General features: G+C 73.1%; 2 protein-coding genes. One reads left to right on the top strand and one right to left on the bottom strand.

Annotation, left to right across the window (positions count from 1 at the left end):
* Positions 1–15 precede the first annotated feature (15 nt).
* Positions 16–23,703 carry a type I polyketide synthase gene (locus tag D9V36_RS07640; RefSeq protein ID WP_129293089.1) on the top strand — a complete coding sequence of 7,896 codons (23,688 nt, stop codon included), beginning with the start codon at positions 16–18 and terminating at the stop codon, positions 23,701–23,703.
* A 143-nt stretch (positions 23,704–23,846) separates the two neighbouring features.
* On the opposite strand, the gene D9V36_RS07635 is transcribed toward D9V36_RS07640, so the two are convergent.
* Entirely contained in the window at positions 23,847–24,581 is a 735-nt protein-coding gene (locus tag D9V36_RS07635) for an FkbM family methyltransferase (RefSeq protein ID WP_129293088.1), read from the bottom strand.
* Between the last annotated feature and the right edge of the window lie 185 nt (positions 24,582–24,766).

Genomic DNA, 24,766 nt, shown 5'->3' with positions numbered 1-24,766 from the left:
CATTGGAGCTGAACAATGGCTAATCGCGAGGAAAAAGTCGTAGCGGCGCTGCGGGCGGCGCTCAAGGAGACCGAGAGGCTGCGCGAGCAGAACCGGGACCTCGTGGAGGCCGGCCGGGAGCCCGTCGCCATCGTCGGCATGAGCTGCCGCTTGCCGGGCGGGGTCCGCTCGCCGGAGGACCTGTGGGAACTGGTCGCCTCCGGCGGCGACGGGGTGGGCGACTTCCCCACCGACCGCGGCTGGGACCTGTCCGACCCGGACGTCCCGTACGCGCGCCAGGGCGGATTCGTGGACGACGCGACCACCTTCGACGCGGGCCTGTTCGGGATATCGCCGCGCGAGGCGATGGCCATGGACCCACAGCAGCGGCTCGTCATGGAGGCGAGCTGGGAGGCGTTCGAGCGGGCCGGACTGCCGCCGGAGCAACTGCGGGACCGCGGCGTCGGCGTCTTCGTCGGTGCGTCCAACTCCGGTTACGGGGCGGGCGTCGTCGAGCTGCCCGAGGAGATCGCGGGCCATGCCCTGACCGGCACGGCGAACAGTGTGATCTCCGGCCGGGTTGCGTACGCCTTCGGCCTCGAGGGCCCGGCGGTCACCGTCGACACCGCCTGCTCGTCCTCTTTGGTGGCCCTGCACCTCGCGGTGCAGGCGCTGCGCAACGGCGATTGCTCTCTCGCCCTCGTCGGCGGTGTGGCCGTGATGCCCACCCCGGCCACCTTCGCGGAATTCAGCAAGCAGGACGGACTTTCCGCGTCCGGCCGCTGCAAGTCGTACGCGGCCGGGGCCGACGGGACGGGCTGGGGCGAGGGTGTGGGTGTGCTGCTCGTGGAGCGGCTGTCGGATGCCCGTCGCAACGGTCATCAGGTGCTCGCGGTCGTGCGGGGTTCGGCCGTCAACCAGGACGGCGCGTCCAACGGGCTCACCGCCCCGAACGGCCCCTCCCAGCGCCGCGTCATCCGCCAGGCCCTCGCCAACGCCAAGCTCACCCCAGCCGACGTGGACGTGGTCGAGGGCCACGGCACGGGAACGAAGCTGGGCGACCCGATCGAGGCGCAGGCGCTGCTCGCCTCGTACGGCAAGGACCGCCCCGCCGGAACACCCTTGTGGCTCGGCTCGTTGAAGTCCAACATCGGTCACACGCAGGCCGCTTCGGGCGTCGCGGGCGTGATCAAGATGGTCATGGCGATGCGCCACGGCGTCCTGCCCAAGACGCTGCACGTGGACGCCCCGACCCCGCACGTCGACTGGAGCCGGGGCGCGGTCGAGCTGCTCTCCGAGGCCCGCGACTGGCCGGAGCCCGGACGGCCCCGCCGGGCGGGGGTGTCCTCGTTCGGAGTGAGCGGCACCAACGCGCACATCATCGTGGAACAGGCGCCGTCGGAGCGGGTGCCGTCCGCGGACAACGCGGGCAGCGCAGACAACGTGGAGTCCGCCGAGGCGACGACCGTACGGAGTCCGGGCGTCCTGCCGTGGATACTGTCCGGCCGTACGCAGGAAGCGCTGGCCGCCCAGGCGACCCGCCTGCTCACCTACCTCACCGGCACCACCGGCATCACCGACTTCAACCCGGCGGACACCGCGAGCTCGCTCGTCACCACCCGCACCACCCTCGACCACCGGGCCGTGGTGCTCGGTGCGGATACGGCGGAGTTCGTCCGTGGGCTGACGGAGCTGGCCGAGGGCCGGGACGCGGCCGAAGTGGTGCGCCGCAGTGCGCCGGGGCTGGGCCAGGACGGAGCGGTCTTCGTCTTCCCGGGGCAGGGGTCGCAGTGGGTGGGCATGGCGGTCGGGTTGCTGGAGTCCTCGCCGGTGTTCGCGCGGTGGATCGAGGAGTGTGAGCGTGCTCTTTCGGGGTTTGTGGATTGGTCGCTGACTGATGTCCTGAGGGCTGACGCGGAAGCGGGCTGGTTCGAGCGGGTGGATGTCGTTCAGCCGGTGTTGTGGGCGGTGATGGTGGCGCTGGCGGAGGCCTGGCGTGCGGCGGGGGTTGCTCCGGCTGCTGTTGTCGGTCATTCGCAGGGTGAGATTGCGGCTGCGGTCGTTGCCGGTGGTCTGTCCGTGGAGGATGGTGCCCGGGTGGTGGCCCTGCGGAGTCGGGCCATTGCTGAGGTGTTGGCGGGGCAGGGCGGGATGGTCTCCCTTGTCCTCTCCCGTGCGGATGTCGAAGAGCTGATCGCATCCTGGGGCGGTGAGATCTCGGTCGCGGCGGTCAACGGTCCTACCGCGACCGTCGTCTCCGGCAGCGCGGGGGCCCTGGAAGACCTCCTGGTCACGTGTGAGCAGCGGGGGATCCGGGCCCGGCGTATTCCGGTCGACTACGCCTCCCATTCCCACCACGTCGAGCAGATCGAACAGCGACTGCTGACCGAACTGGCCCCCCTGGCCCCCCGGTCCACCGACACCCCCTTCTACTCGGCGGTCACCGCCGAGCTGATCGACACCGGTACCCTCGACGCCCGTTACTGGTACGAGAACCTGCGTCGCACCGTCCGCTTCGAGGACACCGTGCGCGCCCTCCTCGACGCGGGGCTGAGCACCTTCGTCGAGGTCAGCGCCCATCCCGTGCTGACCGTGGGTCTTGCGGAAACCCTCGACGACACCGGGCATCCGACCACGGTCCTGGCCACCCTGCGCCGCGGCCACGGCGACCACCGGCAGTGGCTCACCGCCCTTGCCCAGGCCCACGTCCACGGGGTACGGGTGGACTGGCGCGCCGTGCTCGCCCCGTACGGCGGCCGGACCGTCGGCCTGCCCACCTACGCCTTCCAGCGGCAGCGCTTCTGGCCCGAGGCGGGCGTCCCGGCGGCGCCCCTGGCCGCAGCACCCGTCGACCCGGCCGAGGCGAAGTTCTGGGCCGCCGTCGAATCGGAGGACGTGGAGGCGGTGGCGGCCACCCTCGGCCTGGGCGCGGGCGCCAGCGCCGACGGAAGTGCGGACGGCGGTCTGGGCACCCTGCTGCCCGCACTGTCCGCGTGGCGGCGGGGCCGCCGCGAGCAGTCCGTCATGGACTCCCGGCGCTACCGGGTGCACTGGCGCCCCGTCACCGGACAGGGCTCCGCCCGCCTCTCGGGCCGCTGGCTCCTCGTACTGCCCCCGGACGGCTCCGCCCCCGCGCACCTGGCTGCCGCGCTGCGCCGGCACGGCGCCGATGTCGTGGAGGTACGGCCCGCCGCCACCGGCCTGGACAGGGCGTCCCTGGTCGAACTCCTCCGTACGGCGATGGAGCCGGTCGGCGACGAGTTCGCCGGCGTGCTGTCCTTGCTGGTCACCGACGAATCCGAGCTGGCGCCGGACGTCCCGGCGGGCGCTGCGTCGACCCTCGCCCTGCTGCAGGCGCTCGGTGACCTCGGCGTGGAGGCCCCGCTGTGGTGCGCCACCCGCGGCGCCGTCTCCGTCGGCCGTTCCGACCCGGCGCCCCGCCCCGTGCAGGCCGCCGTGTGGGGGATCGGCCGGGTGGCCGCACTCGAACTCCGGAGCCGCTGGGGCGGGTTGGTGGACCTTCCCGAATCCCTCCGGGCCCTCGACGGCGACGGCCCCGACGCCCGCGCGGCGGCCCGCCTGGCCGCCGTGCTCACCGGCGACGAGGACCAGGTCGCCGTGCGCGGCTCCGGCGTTTTCGCCCGCCGGCTCGTACGCGCCGCCCCGGCCCTGCCCACGGGCACCGGCCGCGAGCCGTCCGTCACCGGTTGGGAACCGCGCGGCACCGTCCTGATCACCGGCGGCACCGGCGCCCTCGGCGCCGAAGTGGCCCGCTGGCTGGCGGGACGCGGCGCCGAGCACCTCGTCCTGACCAGCCGTGGCGGCCCGGACGCACCCGGCGCGTCCGAACTCGTTGAAGAGATCAGGGCGCTGGGAGCCGAGGCGACGGTCGTCGCCTGCGACGTCGCCGACCGCGACGCGCTCGCCGCCGTGCTCCGCGACCACCCGGTCACCGCCGTCGTGCACGCCGCGGGCATCGTCCGTACGGTGCCCGTGACCGAAGCCGGACCGACGGACCTTGCGGAGGAGTTCCGCGCCAAGGTCACCGGCGCCGCCCACCTCCACGAACTGCTCGCGGACACCCCGCTCGACGCGTTCGTCCTCTTCTCCTCCATCGCCGCCGTCTGGGGCAGCGGCCACCAATCCGTCTACGCGGGTGCCAACGCCTACCTCGACGCGCTCGCCGAACAGCGCCGCGCCGCCGGGCTCCCCGCCACCTCGGTGGCCTGGGGCGCCTGGGCCGAAGGCGGCATGGCCACCCGCGACGGCGCCATGGACACCCTGCGCCGACGCGGCCTCGCCCCGATGCCGCACGAACTGTGCGTCGCCGCGCTCGCCACCGCCGTCGACCAGGGCGAGACCTGTCTCACCGTGGCCGACGTCGACTGGGCGCGGTTCGCCGAGACGTTCACCGCCACCCGTCCCAGCCCCCTCATCGGCGAACTGCCCGAGGTCCGCGAGGCGCTGCGCCCGGAGTCGGCCACCGGACCCGAGCGGGCCACGGACCGGACCCCGGCCCTGCCCACGCTGCTCGACGGTGTCGCGGAGCACGAGCGCGCCCACGTACTCCTGGAACTGGTGCGTGCCGAGACGGCCTCCGTGCTCGGCTACCAGGACCTGGCGGCCGTCGAGGCGGAGCGCTCGTTCAAGGACCTCGGCATCGACTCGCTCACGGCGGTCGGCGTCCGCAACCGGCTGGCCCGGGCCACCGGACTGAGCCTGCCCGTCACCCTGCTCTTCGACCAGCCCAACCCGCGCGCCGTCAGCCGCTTCCTGTCCGACCGCCTCGCCGGTACGGACAGTGGTGCGGCCGCCGGCGCCGCTGCCGCGATTGTCGTCGCCCAGGACGACGACCCCATCGCGATCGTGTCGATGAGCTGCCGTTTCCCCGGCGACGTGCGCTCGCCCGAGCAGCTGTGGAACCTCGTCGCCGCTGGCACGGACGCCCTGTCCGACTTCCCCGCCGACCGCGGCTGGGACCTCGACGACACCGACGTGACGTACGCGCGCAAGGGCGGATTCGTCTACGACGCCACCGAGTTCGACCCCGACCTGTTCGGCATCTCCCCGCGCGAAGCCGCCGCCATGGACCCGCAGCAGCGCCTCCTCCTCGAAGCGTCCTGGGAGCTGTTCGAACGCGCGGGCATCAACCCGCACGGGCTGCGCGGCATCCCCGCCGGCGTCTTCGTCGGAGCCTCCGCGTCCGGATACGGGGCAGGCCTCCCGGTGCCGGAGGAGGTTACCGGCCACGCCCTCGCAGGCACCGCCAGCAGCGTGATCTCCGGCCGGGTCGCGTACACCTTCGGCCTCGAGGGCCCGGCGGTTACCGTCGACACCGCCTGTTCCTCCTCCCTGGTGGCCCTGCACCTCGCCACACAGGCGCTGCGCAACGGCGAGTGCTCCATGGCACTGGCCGGCGGTGTCGCCGTGATGGCCACGCCGGGCGCCTTCACCGAGTTCAGCCGGCAGGGCGGGCTCGCGGGCGACGGCCGCTGCAAGCCGTTCGCCGCCGCCGCCGACGGCACCGGCTGGGGCGAGGGCGTCGGCCTGCTGCTCCTGGAGCGCCTGTCGGACGCCCGCCGCAACGGCCACCAGGTTCTTGCCGTCGTACGGGGCTCCGCCGTCAACCAGGACGGTGCCTCCAACGGCCTCACCGCTCCGAACGGCCCCTCCCAGCAGCGCGTCATCCGCCAGGCCCTCGCCAACTCCGGACTCGTGGCGTCCGACGTGGACGTGGTTGAGGCGCACGGCACCGGCACGACGCTGGGCGACCCGATCGAGGCGCAGGCGCTCCTCGCCACGTACGGCCGGGAGCGGGACGCGGACCGGCCGCTGTGGCTGGGCTCGCTGAAGTCCAACATCGGCCACACCCAGGCCGCCGCCGGTGTCGCGGGCGTCATCAAGATGGTCATGGCCATGCGCCACGGCGTCCTGCCCAAGACCCTGCACGTCGACCGGCCGACACCGCACGTCGACTGGACAGAGGGCGCGGTCGAACTCCTCACCGAGGATCGGCCGTGGCTCGGGACGGACGGGCCGCGCCGGGCCGGAGTGTCCTCGTTCGGCGTGAGCGGCACCAACGTCCACGCCATTATCGAGTCGGTCGTCGAGGAGCCGTCCGCCCCGGCCCCGGCCGAGGCGGAACCCGCTCCCGTCTCCCCGGCCGTCGTGCCGTGGCTGCTGTCCGGCCGTTCCGACGAGGCGCTCACCGCCCAGGCGGAGACGCTGCTTGCCCTGATCGACGCCGACCCCGCACCGCACCCCGCCGACATCGGTCGCTCCCTCGCCCTCGGCAGGGCCACCCTTGACCACCGGGCCGTCGTGCTCGGCACCGACCGCGACACCCTGCACCAGGGCCTGGCAGCCCTGGCGGCGGGCGGCCGGTCCGCGCCGAACGCCGTCACCGGTTCCGGGGGCGGCGGCCGGCTGGCGTTCCTGTTCCCGGGGCAGGGCGCGCAGCGCGCCGGAATGGGCCGCGGGTTGTACGCGGCGTTCCCGGTGTTCGCGGATGCGCTGGACGAGGTGTGCGCGCGGATCGACGGTTCCCTGGACCGCCCGCTGCGTGAAGTCCTTTTCGGTGACGGTGAGGTGATCGACCAAACCGTCTACGCGCAGACGACGCTCTTCGCTCTCGAAGTCGCCTTGTTCCGGCTGCTGGAGTCGTGGGGCGTCACGTCCGACTATCTTCTCGGACACTCGGTCGGTGAGCTGGCCGCCGCGCACGTGGCGGGTGTGCTGTCGTTGGACGACGCGTGCGCCTTGCTCGTGGCTCGGGGGCGTCTGATGCAGGCGCTGCCGTCCGGCGGGGCGATGCTCGCCGTCGAGGGGGACGAGTCCGGGATCGCGGAGGCCGTGGCCTCGTACGAGAGCCGCGTCGGCATCGCGGCGGTCAACGGGCCGACCTCGCTCGTGGTCTCCGGTGACGCGGATGCCGTTGCGGAGCTGGAGACCGCGTGGCGCGCCGAAGGCCGCCGGGTCAAGCGGCTCGCGGTCTCGCACGCCTTCCACTCGCCGCACATGGACGCCATGCTCGACGAATTCGCCGCAGTGGCAGGTGGGCTGAGCTTCCATGCCCCGCAGGTGCCGATCGTCTCCAACGTCACCGGCGAGCTGGCCGACCCGGAGGAGATCCGGACCCCGGGATATTGGGTGCGCCACGTCCGCGAAGCCGTCCGCTTCGCCGACGGCGTCACCACCCTCCACGACAAGGGCGTCACCACGCTCATCGAGCTGGGCCCCGGCGGCGTGCTCACCGCGATGGCCCAGCACAGCTTCGACGGCGCGCTCGCGATCCCCGCCCTGCGCGGCGACCGCGACGAGGCCGAGGCGCTGCTCACCGCCCTGGCCCGGGCACACGTCCACGGCACGGCCGTCGACTGGGCCGCGTTCTTCGCCCCGTACGGCGCACGGACCGTCGACCTGCCCACGTACCCCTTCCAACGCCGCCGCTTCTGGCCCGAGACCCGGCACTTCACCGGAGACCTGGCCGCCGCGGGACTCGGCTCCGTCGGCCATCCGCTGCTCGGGGCCGCGCTCCCGCTGCCCGGCGGCGAGGGCGTCGTCCTTACCGGGCGGCTGTCCGCCACCGCACAGCCCTGGCTGGCCGAACACGTCGTCCTCGACAGCATCGTCTTCCCCGGCACCGGCTTCGTCGAGCTCGCGCTGCGCGCGGGCGAGCAGATCAAATGCCCCACCCTCGAAGAACTCACCCTCGAGGCCCCCCTGGTGCTGCCCGCCCAGGGCGCCGTCCAGATCCAGGTCAGCGTGCTCACCGTCGCCGGAGAGCGGCAGATCGAGATCTACTCGCGCCCGGACGCCCCCGACGGCACCGCCGAGTGGACCCGGCACGCCACCGGTGTCCTCGCCCCCGCCGACCACGACACGGCACCGCCCGCCCGCCTGGAGTGGCCGCCGCCCGGCACGCGTGAGGCCGACCTGACGGGGATGTACGAGACCCTCTCCGACGCGGGACTCGCGTACGGGCCCGTGTTCCGCGGCATCCGGACCGTCCGCGTCCCGGACACCGGCCGCGAGGTGTACGCGGAGGTGGCCCTGCCCGAGCAGGCGCACGCGGACGCCGCCGCGTTCGGCGTCCACCCGGCGCTGCTCGACGCCGTGCTCCAGACGATCGGCCCCGGCGGTCTGATCGAGGACCCCTCGAACGTCCACCTGCCCTTCGCCTGGCAAGGTGTCTCCCTGCACGCCGTCGGCGCCTCCGTGGTGCGGGCGCGCCTGACCCCTACCGGACCCGACACGGTCTCCGTGGAGGTGTACGACACCACGGGCGAGCCCGTCGCCGCGATCCGTTCACTCGTCCTGCGCCAGGTCTCCCGGGAGCAGATCCGACACGCCGCGGAAACCGGTCGCGACGACTCGCTGTTCGCGGTGAGCTGGACCCCGGCACCGGCCGCCGAGCGCCGCCACGCCCCGCTGCCGCTGTCGGCGCCGGGGGACTGGGACGCCCTCGCGGAGCCCGGGCAGCCCGTGCCCGACGTCGTGGCGGTCCGCATGCCGGACGGCGACCTGCACGGCGCCGCCCACGAGCTCCTCGCCCTGGTCCGCTCCTGGCTGGCCGACGAGCGGTTCGCGTCCGCCACGCTCGCGGTGGTCTCGCGGGGCGCGGTGTCCGTCGACGGCGAGGACATCGACCTCGCCGCGGCCGCCGCCTGGGGACTCGTCCGTTCCGCGCAGTCGGAACAGCCGGGCCGCCTGGTCCTGGTCGACCTGGATGACACCGACGCCTCGGCGGCCGCCCTCGCGGACGTGATGGGCCTGGACGAGCCGCAGGCGGCCGTCCGGGACGGCAAGGTCTTCGTACCGCGCCTGACCCGCGCCTCGGCCCTGCGCCCCGCAGCGGACGACAAGCCCGGGCCCCGAGCCCCGCACCCTCTCGGCACCGTCCTCGTCACCGGCGGCACCGGCGCCCTCGGCAGCCTGCTCGCCCGGCACCTGGTGAACGCGTACGGCGTCCGCCACCTCGTCCTCACCAGCCGTAGGGGCCCCGACGCTCCGGGCGCCTCCGAACTCCTCGCCGAGCTGCGGGACCTGGGGGCCGAGGCGACGGCGGTGGCCTGCGACGTGTCGGACCGCGCCGCCCTCGCCGCCGTCATCGCGGCGATCCCGGCCGCGCATCCGCTGACCGGAGTCGTGCACACCGCCGGCGTCATCGACGACGGCGTGATCGGGGCGATGACGCCGGCACGCCTCGACGCCGTACTCGCCCCGAAGGCGGGCGCGGCACTGCACCTGCACGAACTGACCGAGGGCCTCGACCTGGCGATGTTCGTGACGTACTCCTCCGCGTCCGCGACGTTCGGCACCCCCGGACAGGCCAACTACGCGGCGGCGAACGCCGCCCTGGACGCGTTGGCCCACCGGCGACGGGCGGCCGGGCTGCCCGGCGTCTCGCTCGGCTGGGGCATGTGGGCTCAGGCCGGCGCGCTGAGCGCTGGCCTCGGCGAGGTGGACCGGGCCCGCATCGGATGGGCCGGCACCGGCATGTCAGACGAGGAGGGTCTGGCCCTGTTCGACCGCGCGGTCGCCCACGGCCTGCCGCACCTCCTCCCGATGAAGCTCGACCTCGCCGCACTGCGCGAGGAGACGGCCGGGCAACAGCCCGTACCGGCATTGCTGCGCGCACTCGTGCGCCCGCGCGCCCGGCGCGCGCTCGCCGCCGCCGACGCCACCTCGCTCACCGGGCGCCTCGCGGGCCTGTCCCCGACGGAGCGGAAGCAGCAGCTGACCGCCCTGGTGCTGACCGAAGTGGCCGCCGTACTGGGCCACACCTCGGCCTCCGCCGTCGAACCGGGGCGGGCCTTCAAGGAGCTGGGCTTCGACTCGCTCACCTCCGTCGAACTCCGCAACCGCATCAACGCCGCGACCGGCCTGCGGCTGCCCGCCACCCTCGTCTTCGACCACCCCAGCCCCACCGCGCTCGCGGAGCGCCTGCACGAAGACCTCGCGGGCGCCCCCGCACCCGTGGCCGAACGCTCCCAGGCCGCCCCTCGAAGCGGCGCGAAGGACGACGACCCGATCGTCATCGTCGGCATGAGCTGCCGGTTCCCCGGCGGAGCCAACTCCCCGGAAGCCCTGTGGCGGCTCGTGGAGTCCGGCACCGACGCCGTCTCCGCCTTCCCCACCGACCGTGGCTGGGACCTCGACGCGCTCCACCACCCCGACCCGCGGGCCCCCGGCAGCAGTGCGGCACGCGAGGGCGGCTTCGTCTACGACGCCGACGAGTTCGACGCGGGCCTCTTCGGGATCTCGCCGCGCGAGGCCCTCGCCATGGACCCGCAGCAGCGACTGCTCATGGAGAGCGCCTGGGAGGCGCTCGAGGGTGCCGGAATCGCCCCGATGTCGCTGCGCGGCGAGCAGGTCGGCGTGTTCATGGGCGTGGCCAGCTCGCTGTACGGGCTCGGCGGCCCGCTCCCGCCGGAAGTCGAGGGCCTGTCCCTGACTGGCACGTCGACCAGTGTCGCGTCGGGCCGGATCGCGTACACCTTCGGGCTGGAGGGCCCGGCGATGACGGTCGACACCGCGTGTTCGTCGTCGCTGGTCGCCCTGCATCTCGCCGTGCAGGCGCTGCGCTCCGGCGAGTGCGGCATGGCTCTCGCCGGTGGTGCCACGGTCATGGCGACGCCGGGTATCTTCACCGAGTTCAGCCGGCAGAACGGTGTCGCGGCGAACGGCCGCTGCAAGTCCTTCGCCGCGGGCGCGGACGGGACCGGCTGGGCCGAGGGCGCGGGCGTCCTCGTTGTGGAGCGCCTGTCGGACGCGCGCCGCAACGGCCACCAGGTGCTGGCTGTCGTGCGGGGTTCGGCCGTCAACCAGGACGGCGCGTCCAACGGCCTGACCGCTCCCAACGGCCCGTCCCAGCAGCGTGTCATCCGTCAGGCCCTGGAGAACGCCGGGCTGACCACCGCCGACGTCGACGCGGTGGAGGCGCACGGCACCGGCACCGCGCTCGGTGACCCGATAGAGGCACAGGCGCTGCTCGCCACCTACGGGCAGAACCGCCCGGCCGGCCGGCCGCTGTGGCTCGGCTCGATCAAGTCCAACATCGGGCACGCACAGCCTGCCGCCGGTTTGGCGGGCGTGGTCAAGATGGTCATGGCGCTGCGGCGCCGTGTCCTGCCCAGGACCCTGCACGTCGACCAGCCGTCGCCGCACGTCGACTGGGCCGACGGCGCGGTCGAACTGCTCACGGAGAACCGCCCGTGGGAGACCGACGGCCGCCCACGCCGGGCAGGTGTGTCGTCGTTCGGCGTCAGTGGCACCAACGCCCACATCATCCTGGAGGGCGCTCCCGAAGAAGAGCCCGCCGCCGACCGGGACCCTGCACGCACGGCCCCGGCGCACCTGCCGTGGCTGCTCTCCGCCAAGACCGAGAGCGCCCTGCGCGCTCAGGCCGAGCGCCTGGCCTCGTTCCTCGACGGAGCCGACCACTACGCCGCCGTCGACATCGGCACGTCCCTGGCGTGCGGTCGTACCCCGCTGGAGCACCGAGCGGTCGTCGTCGGCTCCGGCCACGACACCTACCTGTCGGGGCTCACCGACCTCGCTCACGGGCGACCGGGCACGCACACGGTGCGCGGCACCGCCGAGCAGGGCCGGACCGCGTTCCTGTTCACGGGGCAGGGCGCGCAGCGCGCCGGGATGGGACGCGAGCTGTACGAGACCTTCCCGGTCTTCGCGGAGGCGCTGGATGCCATCGCGGAGCGGCTGGACGCCCGGCTGGACCGGCCGATCCGCGAAGTCCTCTTCGGCGAGGGGGACGCGATCGACCAAACCGGCTACGCGCAGCCGGCCCTCTTCGCGCTGGAGGTTTCCCTCTTCCGGCTGCTGGAGTCGTGGGGCATGCGCCCCGACTTCCTCCTAGGGCACTCCATCGGTGAGCTTGCCGCCGCCCACGTGGCCGGCGTGCTGTCGCTGGACGACGCGTGCGCGCTGGTCGCCGCGCGAGGCCGGCTGATGCAGGCGCTGCCGTCCGGCGGTGCGATGCTCGCCGTCGAGGGGGACGAGTCCGGGATCGCGGAGGCTCTGGCCTCGCACGAGAACCGCGTCAGCATTGCTGCGGTCAACGGGCCGACCTCCGTGGTGGTCTCCGGTGACGCGGATGCCGTCGCGGAGCTGGCGGCGATGTGGCGTGAGCAGGGCCGGCGGGTCAAGCCGCTGACCGTCTCGCACGCCTTCCATTCGCCGCGCATGGACGCCATGCTCGATGAATTCGCCGCTGTGGCGAGCGAGGTGACGTTCCACGCCCCCCGGATCCCGATCGTCTCCAACGTGAGCGGTACGCTCGCCGACCCCGACGAGATCCGCACTCCGGACTACTGGGTGCGCCACGTCCGCGGGGCGGTCCGCTTCGCGGACGGAGTGCGGTACCTGCGTGCCGGGGGAGTCACTCGCCTCCTGGAGCTCGGCCCCGATGCCGTACTCGCCACCATGGCCCAGCAGGGCCTGGACGAGATCGGGCCCGACGACGAGTTCGTGACCCGCGTCGCGGTCGCGGCACTGCGCGCGGGCCGCGACGAGACGCAGTCGCTCCTGCTCGCGGTCGCCGCCGTATATGTGCACGGCGCGGACGTGGACTGGGCGGAGGTGTACGGGCCTTGGGGCGGCCGAAAGACCGTCCTGCCGACGTACGCGTTCCAGCGGCAGCGCTACTGGCTGTCGCCGGAGCAGCCGGCGGCGGGCGAGCAGAGGACGTCGGACCCGGCCGAGGAGCGGTTCTGGTCGGCGGTCGACAGCGGGAACCTCGAAGAGGTCTCGCACACGCTGGAGCTGGCGGCCGGCGACGGGGCGAGCGACGGGCTCGGCAGCGTGCTGCCCGCGCTGACGGCCTGGCGCCGAAAGCGCAAGGACCGCACCACGGTGCACAGTTGGCGCTACCAGGTCGCCTGGCAGCCGCTGCCCGCGAGGACCGGCGGCACGCTGGCAGGCCGCTGGCTGTTGATCACGCCGGGCGACGGGACCGACGAGGCGCTGGCGTGCGCGCTGCGCGACGGCGGCGCGACCGACGTGGTCGAGCTGATGGTCACCGCGGAGCGAGCGGCCGACCGGTCCGCACTCGTCGAACTCCTTGACGGAGTCGGTGAGGTGTCCGGTGTCGTCCTGGCGCCGCGCGCGGACGGTGCCGCCTGGACGGCGGCCCTGGTCCCGGCACTCGCCGCCGCCACCGACGGAGTCCCCCTCTGGTGCGTGACCCGGGGCGCGGTGTCCGTCGGCCGCTCGGACGGGCTGACGGACCCGGCACGGGCGCAGGTCTGGGGCGTGGGCCGGGTGGCCGCACTGGAGTACCCGCACCTGTGGGGCGGTCTGATCGACCTGCCCGACGAGGACGGGCTCGACGACCGAGCCGCCGCCCGGCTGGTGGCGGTCCTCGCGGACCGCACCGAGGATGCCGAGGACCAGGTGGCGGTTCGTGGTTCCGGTGTGTTCGGGCGTCGGCTGCGGCCGGCGGTCCCGGTCGCGTCGGGTGTGGGCGATGTCTGGGTGCCTTCGGGTCCGGTGTTGATCACTGGTGGTACGGGTGCGCTCGGTGGGCAGGTCGCTCGTTGGTTGGCCGGTCGGGGTGCGCGGCGTCTGGTGCTGACCAGTCGCCGTGGCCCGGATGCTCCCGGTGCGGCCGAGTTGGTCGCGGAGTTGGCCGAGTCGGGTACGGAGGCCGTGGTGGTCGCCTGCGACGTCTCCGACCGGGAAGCGCTCGCGGCGGTACTCGCACAGCACCCGGTCACCGCCGTCGTCCACGCGGCCGGAACCGACCGCTCGGCACGGCTGGACGCACTCGACCGGGCCGAACTGGCCGACGTGCTCAGCGCCAAGGCGAACGGCGCGCAGCACTTGGACGAGCTGCTCGCGGACACCCCGCTGGAACGGTTCGTGATGTTCTCCTCGATCTCCGGAACCTGGGGCAGCGCGGGACAGGCCGCGTACTCGGCGGCCAACGCCCACCTGGACGCCCTGGCCGAGCACCGCAGACAGCGCGGAGCCGCCGCCACCGCGGTGGCCTTCGGCCCGTGGGCCTCGGGCGGGATGGCGGCGGCCGGCGACACCGACGCGTACCTGCGCCGGATCGGACTGCGGACACTGGCACCGGAACTGGCGCTCGCCGCCCTCGGCGAAGCCCTCGACGGCGCACCGGTCACCACGGTCACCGTGGCCGACGTCGACTGGGCGCGCTTCGCCCCGGCCTTCACCGCCACCCGCCCCAGCCCGCTGCTCGCGGACGTGCCGGAAGCCCGGGACGTCCTGTCCGACCGTACGAACGGCAGGGACGGCGACACGGACGGCAATGCCTCGGCATCGGGCGACGCCCGCACGCGGTGGGCCGGCCGGCTCGCGGCGCTGCCCGCGGGCCGGCGCCCGCACACCGTCCTCGACCTGGTCCGCACGCAGGTCGCGAGCGTGCTCGGGTACGCGGACCCGGCCGCCGTCGAGAGCGGCCGCGCCTTCACCGACCTCGGCTTCGACTCGCTCACGGCAGTGGAACTGCGCAACCGGCTCACCGAAGCCACCGGACTGCGTCTGCCCGGCACCCTGGTCTTCGACCATCCGACCGTGGCGGCCCTCAGCCGGCACCTGCTCGCGCGGCTCGGCCCGGCGGAGGACTCCGCCCACCCGGGCGCGGGCCCGGCGGGCCGCCCCGTTGCCACCGACGACCCGATCGTGATCGTCGGCATGAGCTGCCGCTACCCGGGAGGCGCGGCCTCGCCCGAAGCCCTCTGGGACCTGGTCGCCTCCGGCCGGGACGGCATCTCGGCATTCCCCACCGACCGGGGCTGGGATCTGTCCGCCATGAACGCGTCGTACACCCGGGCGGGCGGCTTCCTGCCGGATGCCACCGATTTCGACGCCGCGCTCTTCGGGATCTCGCCCCGCGAGGCCCTGGGAATGGACCCGCAGCAGCGCCTCCTCCTCGAAGCGTCGTGGGAGTTGCTGGAGCGGGCCGGAATCAGTCCGTACGCGCTGCGCGGCAGCCGCACCGGCGTCTTCGTCGGCGCGTCGAACTCCTTCTACGGTGCGGGTGCCGACCCGGCCTCCGACGAGCTGACCGGCCACTTCCTGACCGGCACTGCCAACAGCGTGATGTCCGGCCGTATCTCCTACACCCTCGGCCTCGAGGGGCCGGCGGTCACCGTGGACACCGCGTGCTCGTCGTCGCTGGTCGCCCTGCACTGGGCCGTCCAGGCGCTGCGCTCCGGCGAGTGCGACATGGCGCTCGCGGGAGGTGTGACAGTGATGCCGTCGCCCGGCATCTTCGCGGAGTTCGACCGGCAGGGCGGGCTGGCTTCCGACGGCCGTTGCAAGGCGTTCTCGGAGGCTGCCGACGGCACCGGCTGGTCCGAAGGCGTCGGCATGCTTCTTGTGGAGCGCCTGTCGGACGCGCGCCGCAACGGCCACCAGGTGCTGGCTGTCGTGCGGGGTTCGGCCGTCAACCAGGACGGCGCGTCCAACGGCCTGACCGCTCCCAACGGCCCGTCCCAGCAGCGTGTCATCCGTCAGGCCCTGGAGAACGCCGGGCTGACCACCGCCGACGTCGACGCGGTGGAGGCGCACGGCACCGGCACCGCGCTCGGTGACCCGATCGAGGCGCAGGCCCTTCTCGCCACCTACGGCCGGGAGCGGAAGGCGGACCGCCCGCTGTGGATCGGCTCCCTGAAGTCCAACATCGGGCACACCCAGGCCGCTTCGGGTGTCGCGGGCGTCATCAAGATGGTGCAGGCGATGCACCACGGGGTGCTCCCCAAGACGCTGCACGTGGACGAGCCGTCGTCGCACGTGGACTGGTCGGCGGGTGCGGTCGAGCTGCTGACCGAGGCCCGGGACTGGCCCGGGTCCGACCGCCCGCGCCGCGCGGGCGTGTCGTCCTTCGGCGTCAGCGGTACGAACGCCCACCTCATCATCGAGGCGCCGCCCGCCCACGACGCGGCGGAGACCGACGTGCGCAGGGCATCCCTGCCGGTGCTGCCCTGGCCGCTCTCGGCCCGCGGTGACGAAGCGCTGCGCGCCCAGGCGGCCCGGCTGCAGACCTTCGCGGAGGCCGACGGGGCCCCCACCGCCCACGACATCGGCTGGTCCCTCGCCACCACGCGCGCCGGTCTCGAACACCGGGCCGTGGTGCTCGGCCGGGACGGGACCGCACTGGCCGACGCACTCGCCGCCGTGGCCGACGGGCACCCGGCACCCGGAGCGATCCGGGGGAGCGTACGGGACGGCAGGCTGGCGTTCCTGTTCTCCGGGCAGGGATCGCAGCGGGCCGGGGCCGGCCGGGAGCTGTACGAGACGTTCCCGGTGTTCGCGGATGCGCTGGACGAGGTGTGCGCGCGGATGGACGGCTCCCTGGACCGGCCGCTGCGTGATGTGCTCTTCGGCGACGGGGAGTTGATCGATCAGACGGTTTACACGCAGGCGGGGCTTTTCGCGCTGGAGGTTGCTCTCTTCCGGTTGCTGGAGTCGTGGGGTGTCACCCCTGATTTCCTGCTGGGGCATTCGATCGGTGAGCTGGCTGCCGCGCATGTGGCCGGGGTGCTGTCGCTGGACGACGCGTGCGCGCTGGTGGCGGCGCGGGGCCGGCTGATGCAGGCGTTGCCTGCCGGTGGTGCGATGCTCGCCGTCGAGGGGGACGAGTCCGGGATCGCGGAGGCTCTGGCCTCGTACGAGAATCGCGTCAGCATCGCCGCCGTCAACGGGCTGACCTCCGTGGTGGTCTCCGGCGACGCGGATGCCGTCACGGAGCTTGAGGCGATGTGGCGCGAGGCAGGCCGGCGGGTCAAGCGGCTGACGGTCTCGCACGCTTTCCACTCGCCGCGCATGGACGCGATGCTCGACGAATTCGCCTCGGTGGCAGAGGAGTTGGACTTCGGCGCTCCGCAGTTGGCGATCGTCTCCAATGTCACCGGTGAGCTCGCCGACCCGGAGGAGATCCGGACCCCGGGATACTGGGTGCGGCACGTCCGCGAGGCCGTCCGCTTCGCCGACGGTGTCACCACCCTTCGATCCCAGGGCGTCACCACGCTCATCGAGCTGGGCCCCGACGGTGTCCTCACCGCCATGGCCCAGCAGAGCATCGACGCCGCCGCCGTGCCGGTGCTGCGCTCCGGCCGCGACGAGACCGAGTCGGCCCTCACCGCGCTGGCGCACGCGTACACGCAAGGTGTGTCCGTCGACTGGGCGGCCGTGCTCGGCGGCGGACGCCGGGTGGACCTTCCGGTCTACCCGTTCCAGCACAAGCGCTACTGGCCGACCCCGGCCACCGCTCCGCGCGGTGACGCGTCCGGGGTGGACGGCTGGTGCTACCAGGAGGCATGGCAGCCGCTGACCGGCCCCTCGGGCCGCTCGGGCGGGGACCTCTCAGGTACATGGCTGCTGGCAGTGCGGGATCGCACGCCCGACGCGGACGTGGCCTCCGCGCTGCGCACGGGCGGTGCGCACGTCGTCGTACTGAAGACCGCCGGACTCGACCGGAACACCCTCGCCGGACGGGTGCGTGAGGTGGCCGGAGCCGTGGAGACCGGTGGCCTGCGTGGCGTCGTACACCTTTCCTCTCCCGATGAAGAGCCGGCGCAGAGCGCTCTCTCCGGGACCGTTCTGCTGCTCCAGGCCCTGGCCGACGCGGCGATCGGCGCGCCCCTGTGGCGGGTGACCCGGGGCGCGGTCTCGGTGCTGCCGGCGGACGGCCCGGCCGATCCGGGTCAGGCTGCCGCGTGGGGCCTCGGCCGGGTGGCGGCGCTGGAGGCGTCGGACCTGTGGGGCGGACTCGTCGACCTCCCCGAGGAGCTGGACGAACGGGCGGGCGCACGGCTGGCACAGGTGCTGGCCGGACGTTCCGGCGAGGACCAGGTGGCGGTCCGTGGTTCCGGTGTGTTCGGGCGTCGGCTGCGGCCGGCGGTCCCGGTCGCGTCGGGTGTGGGCGATGTCTGGGTGCCTTCGGGTCCGGTGTTGATCACTGGTGGTACGGGTGCGCTCGGTGGGCAGGTCGCTCGTTGGTTGGCCGGTCGGGGTGCGCGGCGTCTGGTGCTGACCAGTCGCCGTGGCCCGGACGCTCCTGGCGCGGCCGAGTTGGTCGCGGAGTTGGCCGAGTCGGGTACGGAGGCCGTGGTGGTCGCCTGCGACGTCTCCGACCGGGAAGCGCTCGCGGCGGTACTCGCACAGCACCCGGTCACCGCCGTCGTCCACGCGGCCGGGGTGATCGAGGACGGCGTACTGGACTCGATGGTGCCGGAGCAACTGGACTCGGTGTGGCGGGCCAAGGCGCTCGCCGCCGATCACCTGGACGAGCTGACTGCCGGCCTGGACCTTTCCCTCTTCCTCTCGTTCACCTCGCTCGCCGGGATGCTCGGCAGCACCGGGCAGGCCAACTACGCCGCCGCGAACGCCTACGTGGACGCCCTGATGGAGCGGCGCCGAGCCCATGGACTGGCCGGCACCTCCGTCGCATGGGGCATCTGGGACCGGTTCGGCATGGGCACGGATGGCCGGGTCGCCGCACGCATGGCTCGGGTCGGCGTACCGGCGATGGCTCCGGACAGGGCACTCGAAGCCCTGGCCCGGGTGCTGGACGGCGGTGCCGTGCGCACCCTGGTGGCGGACGTGACCTGGCCGCGTTTCGCGGCGGGCTTCACGGCGGTACGGCCGAGCCCTCTGCTCGCGGAACTCGCCATGACCGGTACCGAAGTCCAGCAGGCGACGACGCGGCAGACGGCTGCCGAGGCCCGCAGGGCCGAACTGCTCACGCGGCTCGCCCAAGAGGACGGGGTCGGGGGTGAACGGCTGCTTCTGGAACTCGTGTGCAGGCAAGCCGCCTCGGTGCTCGGGCACGCGCAGGCGGGCGAGCTGGAGCCCGAGCGTGCCTTCCGCGAACTGGGCTTCGACTCGCTGACGGCGATCGAGCTGCGGAACCTGCTGAGCGCCTCGACCGGACTGACCCTCCCCGCCGGGCTGGTGTTCGACTATCCGACCCCGGTCGCGCTCGCCCGCCACCTGCTGGCGGAGCTGGCGGACACCGCCCGCCGACCGGAAGCAGCCCTCCCTCCTGCCGCAGCTTCCCCTTCCGCCGTCTCCGCCGACGAACCTGTCGCGATCGTCGCGATGAGCTGCCGCTTCCCGGGCGGGGTCTCCTCCCCCGAGCAGCTCTGGCACCTGATCGAGTCGGGCACCGACGCCCTGTCGGCGTTCCCGACCGACCGTGGCTGGGACCTCGGCACCCTCTTCAGCCCCGACCCCGACCGGACGGGCACGACCTACGCCCGCGAAGGCGGCTTCCTCGACGACGTGGGCGGCTTCGACGCCGCACTGTTCGGGATCTCGCCGCGCGAGGCCCTCGCCATGGACCCCCAGCAGCGGCTCCTCCTGGAAACGGCGTGGGAGGCATTCGAACGCGCCGGAATCGACCCGCAGTCGCTCAAGGGCAGCGACACCGGGGTATTCGCCGGAACCAACGGCCAGGATTACCTCGGCCTGCTCCTGGCGGGCGAACCCGACCTCGAAGGACACCTCGGCACCGGCAGCGCGGCCAGCGTCCTGTCCGGCCGGCTGGCGTACTCCTTCGGCCTGGAGGGCCCGGCGGTCACCGTCGACACGGCCTGCTCCTCCTCCCTGGTCGCCCTGCACCTCGCGGCGCAGGCACTGCGCAACGGCGAATGCTCGCTGGCCCTGGCCGGCGGCGCGACGGTGATGTCGACGCCCAGCGCCTTCATCGAGTTCGGCAAGCAGCGCGGGCTGGCCGCGGACGGGCGCTGCAAGGCGTTCTCCGCCGATGCCGATGGCACCGGCTGGGGCGAGGGCGTCGGCCTGCTGCTCCTGGAGCGCCTGTCCGACGCGGTACGCAACGGCCACCGGGTCCTTGCGGTCGTACGGGGTTCCGCCGTCAACCAGGACGGTGCGTCGAACGGGCTGACCGCTCCGAACGGCCCCTCCCAGCAGCGCGTCATCCGCCGCGCCCTCTCCGGTGCCGGGCTGGCCCCGGCCGATGTGGACGTGGTCGAGGCGCACGGCACGGGTACGAAACTGGGCGACCCGATCGAGGCGGAGGCGCTCCTCGCCACGTACGGTCAGGACCGCCCGGCCGACCGGCCGCTGTGGCTGGGCTCGGTCAAGTCCAACATCGGGCACACCCAGGCCGCCGCCGGTGTCGCGGGCGTCATCAAGATGGTCATGGCCATGCGCCACGGCACCCTGCCCAGGACCCTGCACGTCGACGAACCGGCATCGCACGTCGACTGGTCGACCGGCACACTCGGCCTGTTGACCGAGAACCGTCCCTGGGAGACCGGCGGGCGACCGCGCCGGGCAGGCATCTCCTCGTTCGGCGTGAGCGGCACCAACGCTCACACGGTCATCGAGGAGTACGTCGCGGACGTCGAGCACGCGGACCAGGGCACGACCGCCCGGCCCACAGCGCCCGCCGCGTCCGCCCTGCGCCCGTACCTGCTGTCCGCGCACTCCCCGGCCTCCCTGCGGGCCCAGGCCGAGCGGTTGCTGACGGCACTGGGCGCAGACGAGTCCGTACGCGACGACGACCTGGCACCTGCCCTTGCCGCGTCCCGTGCCACGCTCAACCACCGGGCCGTCGTCCTCGCCGCCGACCGGCCCGCACTGCTGGCCGGCCTGGCAGCGGTGGCTGCGGACGAGGACGCTCCGGACGTGGTCCGGGGCCGACGCGAGCGCGGGCGGATCGCCTTCCTGTTCTCCGGACAGGGGTCGCAGCGGCCCGGGGCGGGCAAGGAACTGTACGCGTCCTTCCCGGTGTTCGCGGACGCGCTGGACGAGGTGTGCGCACGGATGGACGGTTCCTTGGACCGCCCGCTGCGTGAGGTCCTCTTCGGCGAAGGGGCGATGCTCGACCGGACCCGCTACACCCAGGCGGCGCTGTTCGCCCTCGAAGTCGCCCTCTTCCGGCTGCTGGAGTCGTGGGGCGTCACGCCCGACCACCTCCTCGGGCACTCCATCGGAGAGCTGGTCGCCGCCCATGTCGCCGGTGTGCTCTCGTTGGACGACGCGTGCACGCTGGTCGCCGCCCGCGGCCGCCTGATGCAGGAGCTGCCGTCCGGTGGCGCGATGCTGGCCGTCGAGGGTGACGAGTCCGGCATCGCCGAAGCCCTCGCCCCGTACCGGACGAAGGCCGGCATCGCCGCCGTCAACGGTCCGGCCTCCCTGGTGATCTCGGGCGACGCGGACGTCGTCGCGGAGCTGGCGGCCCGGTGGCGGGAGGAGGGCCGGCGGGTCAAGCAGCTCACCGTCTCGCACGCCTTCCACTCGCCCCACATGGATGCCATGCTCGACGAATTCGGCGCCCTGGCGGCGACGTTGACCTTCCGGGCCCCCCGTATTCCGATCGTCTCCAACGTCACCGGTAAGCCGGCCGACCCGGACGAAATCCGTACGCCCGGCTACTGGGTGCGCCATGTGCGCGAGGCCGTACGTTTCGCCGACGGCATCACCACCCTCCAGGAGGCCGGTGTCGCCATGCTCCTGGAACTGGGCCCCGACGGTGTCCTCTCCGCCATGGCCCGTCAGAGCGCCGATGTCACCGCGATCCCCGTCCTGCGCAAGGGCCGGGACGAGGCCGGCGCCCTGCTGCGGGCGCTCGCCGAACTGCACGTCCACGGAAGGGCGGTCGACTGGCGTCCCCTTGTCGGTGACCAGGTCGCCTCTCACGTGGAGCTGCCGACGTACGCCTTCGACCGGACGTGCTTCTGGCCGCAGGCGCCGGCCGCGCAGCAGGCCGGACCGGCCGTGGACGGCTGGAGCTACCAGGTGTCGTGGCAGCGGTCCGACTCCTTGCCCGCCGTTCTTGACGGCGTCTGGCTGGCTCTCCTGCCGGCCGGCTACGAGGAGGACCCGACGGTCGTTTCGACGCTGGCGGCACTCCGCTCCCAGGGGGCGGCACCGACTGCGGTGGCGGTCGACACCACCACCCCGGAGTCAGCTCGGGACCTGCTGGCGCAGGCGGGCCCGGTGGCAGGCGTGGTGTCCCTCCTCGCCCTGGACGAGCGGCCCCATCCCGTGCATCCGCACCTGACCCGCGGCCTTTCCGCAACCGTCGAACTGACGCGGTCCCTCGAGGAGCTGGAGCCGGACGCACGGCTGTGGTGCCTGACCCGGGGAGCCGTCACGGCCACCGGGGCGGACGCTCCGCCCAGCGCCGCCCAGGCCCAGGCATGGGCACTCGGCCGCGTCGCCGCGCTCGAAGCGCCCCACCGCTGGGGCGGACTCGTCGACCTGCCGCCGACGTGGGACGAGCGCACCGGACAGGCGCTCGCCCACGTCCTCGCCACCACTGGCGGTGAGGACCAGGTGGCCCTCCGGGCCGCAGGGGCACTCGCCCGCCGTCTGACCCCCGCACCGGCCCCGGCTGCTCCCGCTTCCCGTTGGGAGCCGTCCGGCACCGTGCTGATCACCGGCGGCACCGGGGCACTGGGCGCGGAGGCCGCGCGCTGGCTCGCCGCGCACGGCGCGGCCCACCTCGTCCTCGCCGGACGGCGTGGCGCCGACGCACCCGGAGTCACCGAACTGATCGCGGAGCTGGCCGAGTCGGGTGCCACGGCCACCGCCGTCGCCTGTGACGTGAGCGACCGGCGGTCCCTGGCCGCCGCCCTCGCGTCTCTTCCCGCCGACCGGCCCCTCACAGCAGTGGTGCATGCCGCAGGCGTGTCCTCGGCGGCGGCGCTGGGCGAAACCGGCACCGACCAGCTGGCGGAGGCGACCCGGGCGAAGGTGCTCGGTGCTCACCACCTCGACGAACTGCTCGGTGACACCTCCCTGGACGCCCTCGTCTTCTTCTCCTCGATCGCCGGAGTATGGGGGAGCGGCGGCCAGGCCGCGTACGCGGCGGGCAACGCGGCCCTGGACGCCCTTGCCCAACAGCGGCGCGCCCGCGGCCTGGCGGCGACGTCGATCGCCTGGGGCCCGTGGGCCGGTGCGGGCATGGTGGCCGACGGCGACAGCGCGGAGTACCTGGCCCGCCGGGGCCTGCACGCCCTGCACCCCGAGCGGGCGGTCGAGGCCCTCGAGCGAGCCGTCGCCGGAAGCGACCCCTGCACCACGGTGGCGGACGTCGACTGGAACCGCTTCGTGGACGCCTTCACCGTCACCCGTCCCAGCCCCCTGCTGGCGGGCCTGGTGCGGCAGGCGGTACGGGAGCAGGACCCGGCGACGCCCGGGACACACCCCGCCCAGCCCCACCCCCTGCGGGAAAGGCTCGCCACCCTCACTCCGGAAGAGCAGGAGGAGGCTCTCTCCGCACTGGTGGCCACCGCCGTCGGTGAAGTGCTCCGGCACGCCCCGGCCGACACGGTCGAACCGGAACAGGCATTCAAGGAGCTCGGCTTCGACTCGCTGACCGCCGTCGAGTTCCGCGACCGCCTGACCAGGGCGACCGGACTCTCCCTCCCCGCGACGCTCGTGTTCGATCACCCCACACCGCTGGACGTCACCCACCACCTCATGGAGGAGCTGGCTCCCCGCACCCGAACCGGAGTCGGCAGCCTGCTGTCCGAACTCGACGCGGTGGAGGACGAGTTCGCCCGTAGCGCCCCCGACGGGCTGACCCGCGCCCGGGTCGCCGTCCGGCTCCAGGCATTCCTGTCCAAGTGGACGAGTGGCGCGCAGGGGACGCAGGGAGAGGAGGAATCCCCGGTCGACGAGGACTTCGAGGACGCCTTCGACGAGGCCACGGACGACGAGATGATCCAGCTCATCCAGCGTGAACTGGGGCGTTCCTGAGGGGGCCCAGCAGCGAGTGCCCCAAAGCTGACTGAAGAACACAAGGGCAGGAAATGCGAGAGCGGGGACGGCGCGAACCGTCCCCGCCCTCGCTGCCGTTCTCTGCGTGCGGCGCGGCCGCACAGCCGTGCACTGCGCGGAGCTCAGCCGCGTACCGCGTGCACCATGTACGTCAGATTGCGCTCCTCGGTGAGGGGGGCCTGTGCGACAGTGGTGCGCATGCCGTTGTCCTCCAGGGCCTTGAGGACCATGGCCAACTGGCCGTCTAGGTCGGCCACTTCGAGGACGGCCTGGTGGATCCGCGACCACTGGCCGGGATTGATGCCCAGGAGGACGTCACCCTCGGCGCCCTCCACATCGACCTTCAGGAGGTCGATGTCGCGGTCATCGGGCAGGAAGGACGCCAGCCGCTCGACGGTGGCACTGACCTCGCGGGCGCGGTACATCTGCTCGACCGTCTTCGGGGCCACCGTCTCGGCCATCTGCATCATCGGGAGCACCTTCGTCTCCGGGTAGCGCGTCGAGTTGCCCGGGATCATCGGGTAGTAGGCGAAGGAGACACCCTCCTCGCGCCGGCTACCCAGGGCGGTCTCGTGGAGGGTGACGCCCTCGATGCGGTGCAGGGCGACGTTCTGCCGGAACAGGGACGCCGACTCGGGCATCGGCTCGAAGGAGACGATCTCCGCTCCCGGGTACCGGCACTTCATGTAGATGACGAACATGCCGATGTTCCCGCCCACATCCACGATGAACGGACAGTCGGGCAGCTCCATGTCGTAGCAGCCTTCATTGAATATCTCGTCGTACATGAAGCGTGTTTCCATCACGCTGTGGGAGTAGACCTGAAGGTCATCGGCGAGTTCAACGAGCTTGGCCATGGGTACTCCTCCTATTGGTAATTCGAGACGTTACCCCGGAGGGTGGCAGCCTCAGCACCCCTTGTGCGACATCGCCCTCACCTGTGAGGGGACCCTCTAGGGGTAGTTAGGGGTTGTCCACGCCTCACCGGTTTCCATACGGTCTCGATTGTTCGATCCGCGGATCTTCAATTCGACGTGTCCAC

Source organism: Streptomyces lydicus, from assembly GCF_004125265.1.
GTDB lineage: Bacteria > Actinomycetota > Actinomycetes > Streptomycetales > Streptomycetaceae > Streptomyces > Streptomyces lydicus_C.
Note: the sequence above shows the minus strand (reverse complement) of the source record. Positions and strands in the feature narration are given on the sequence as shown.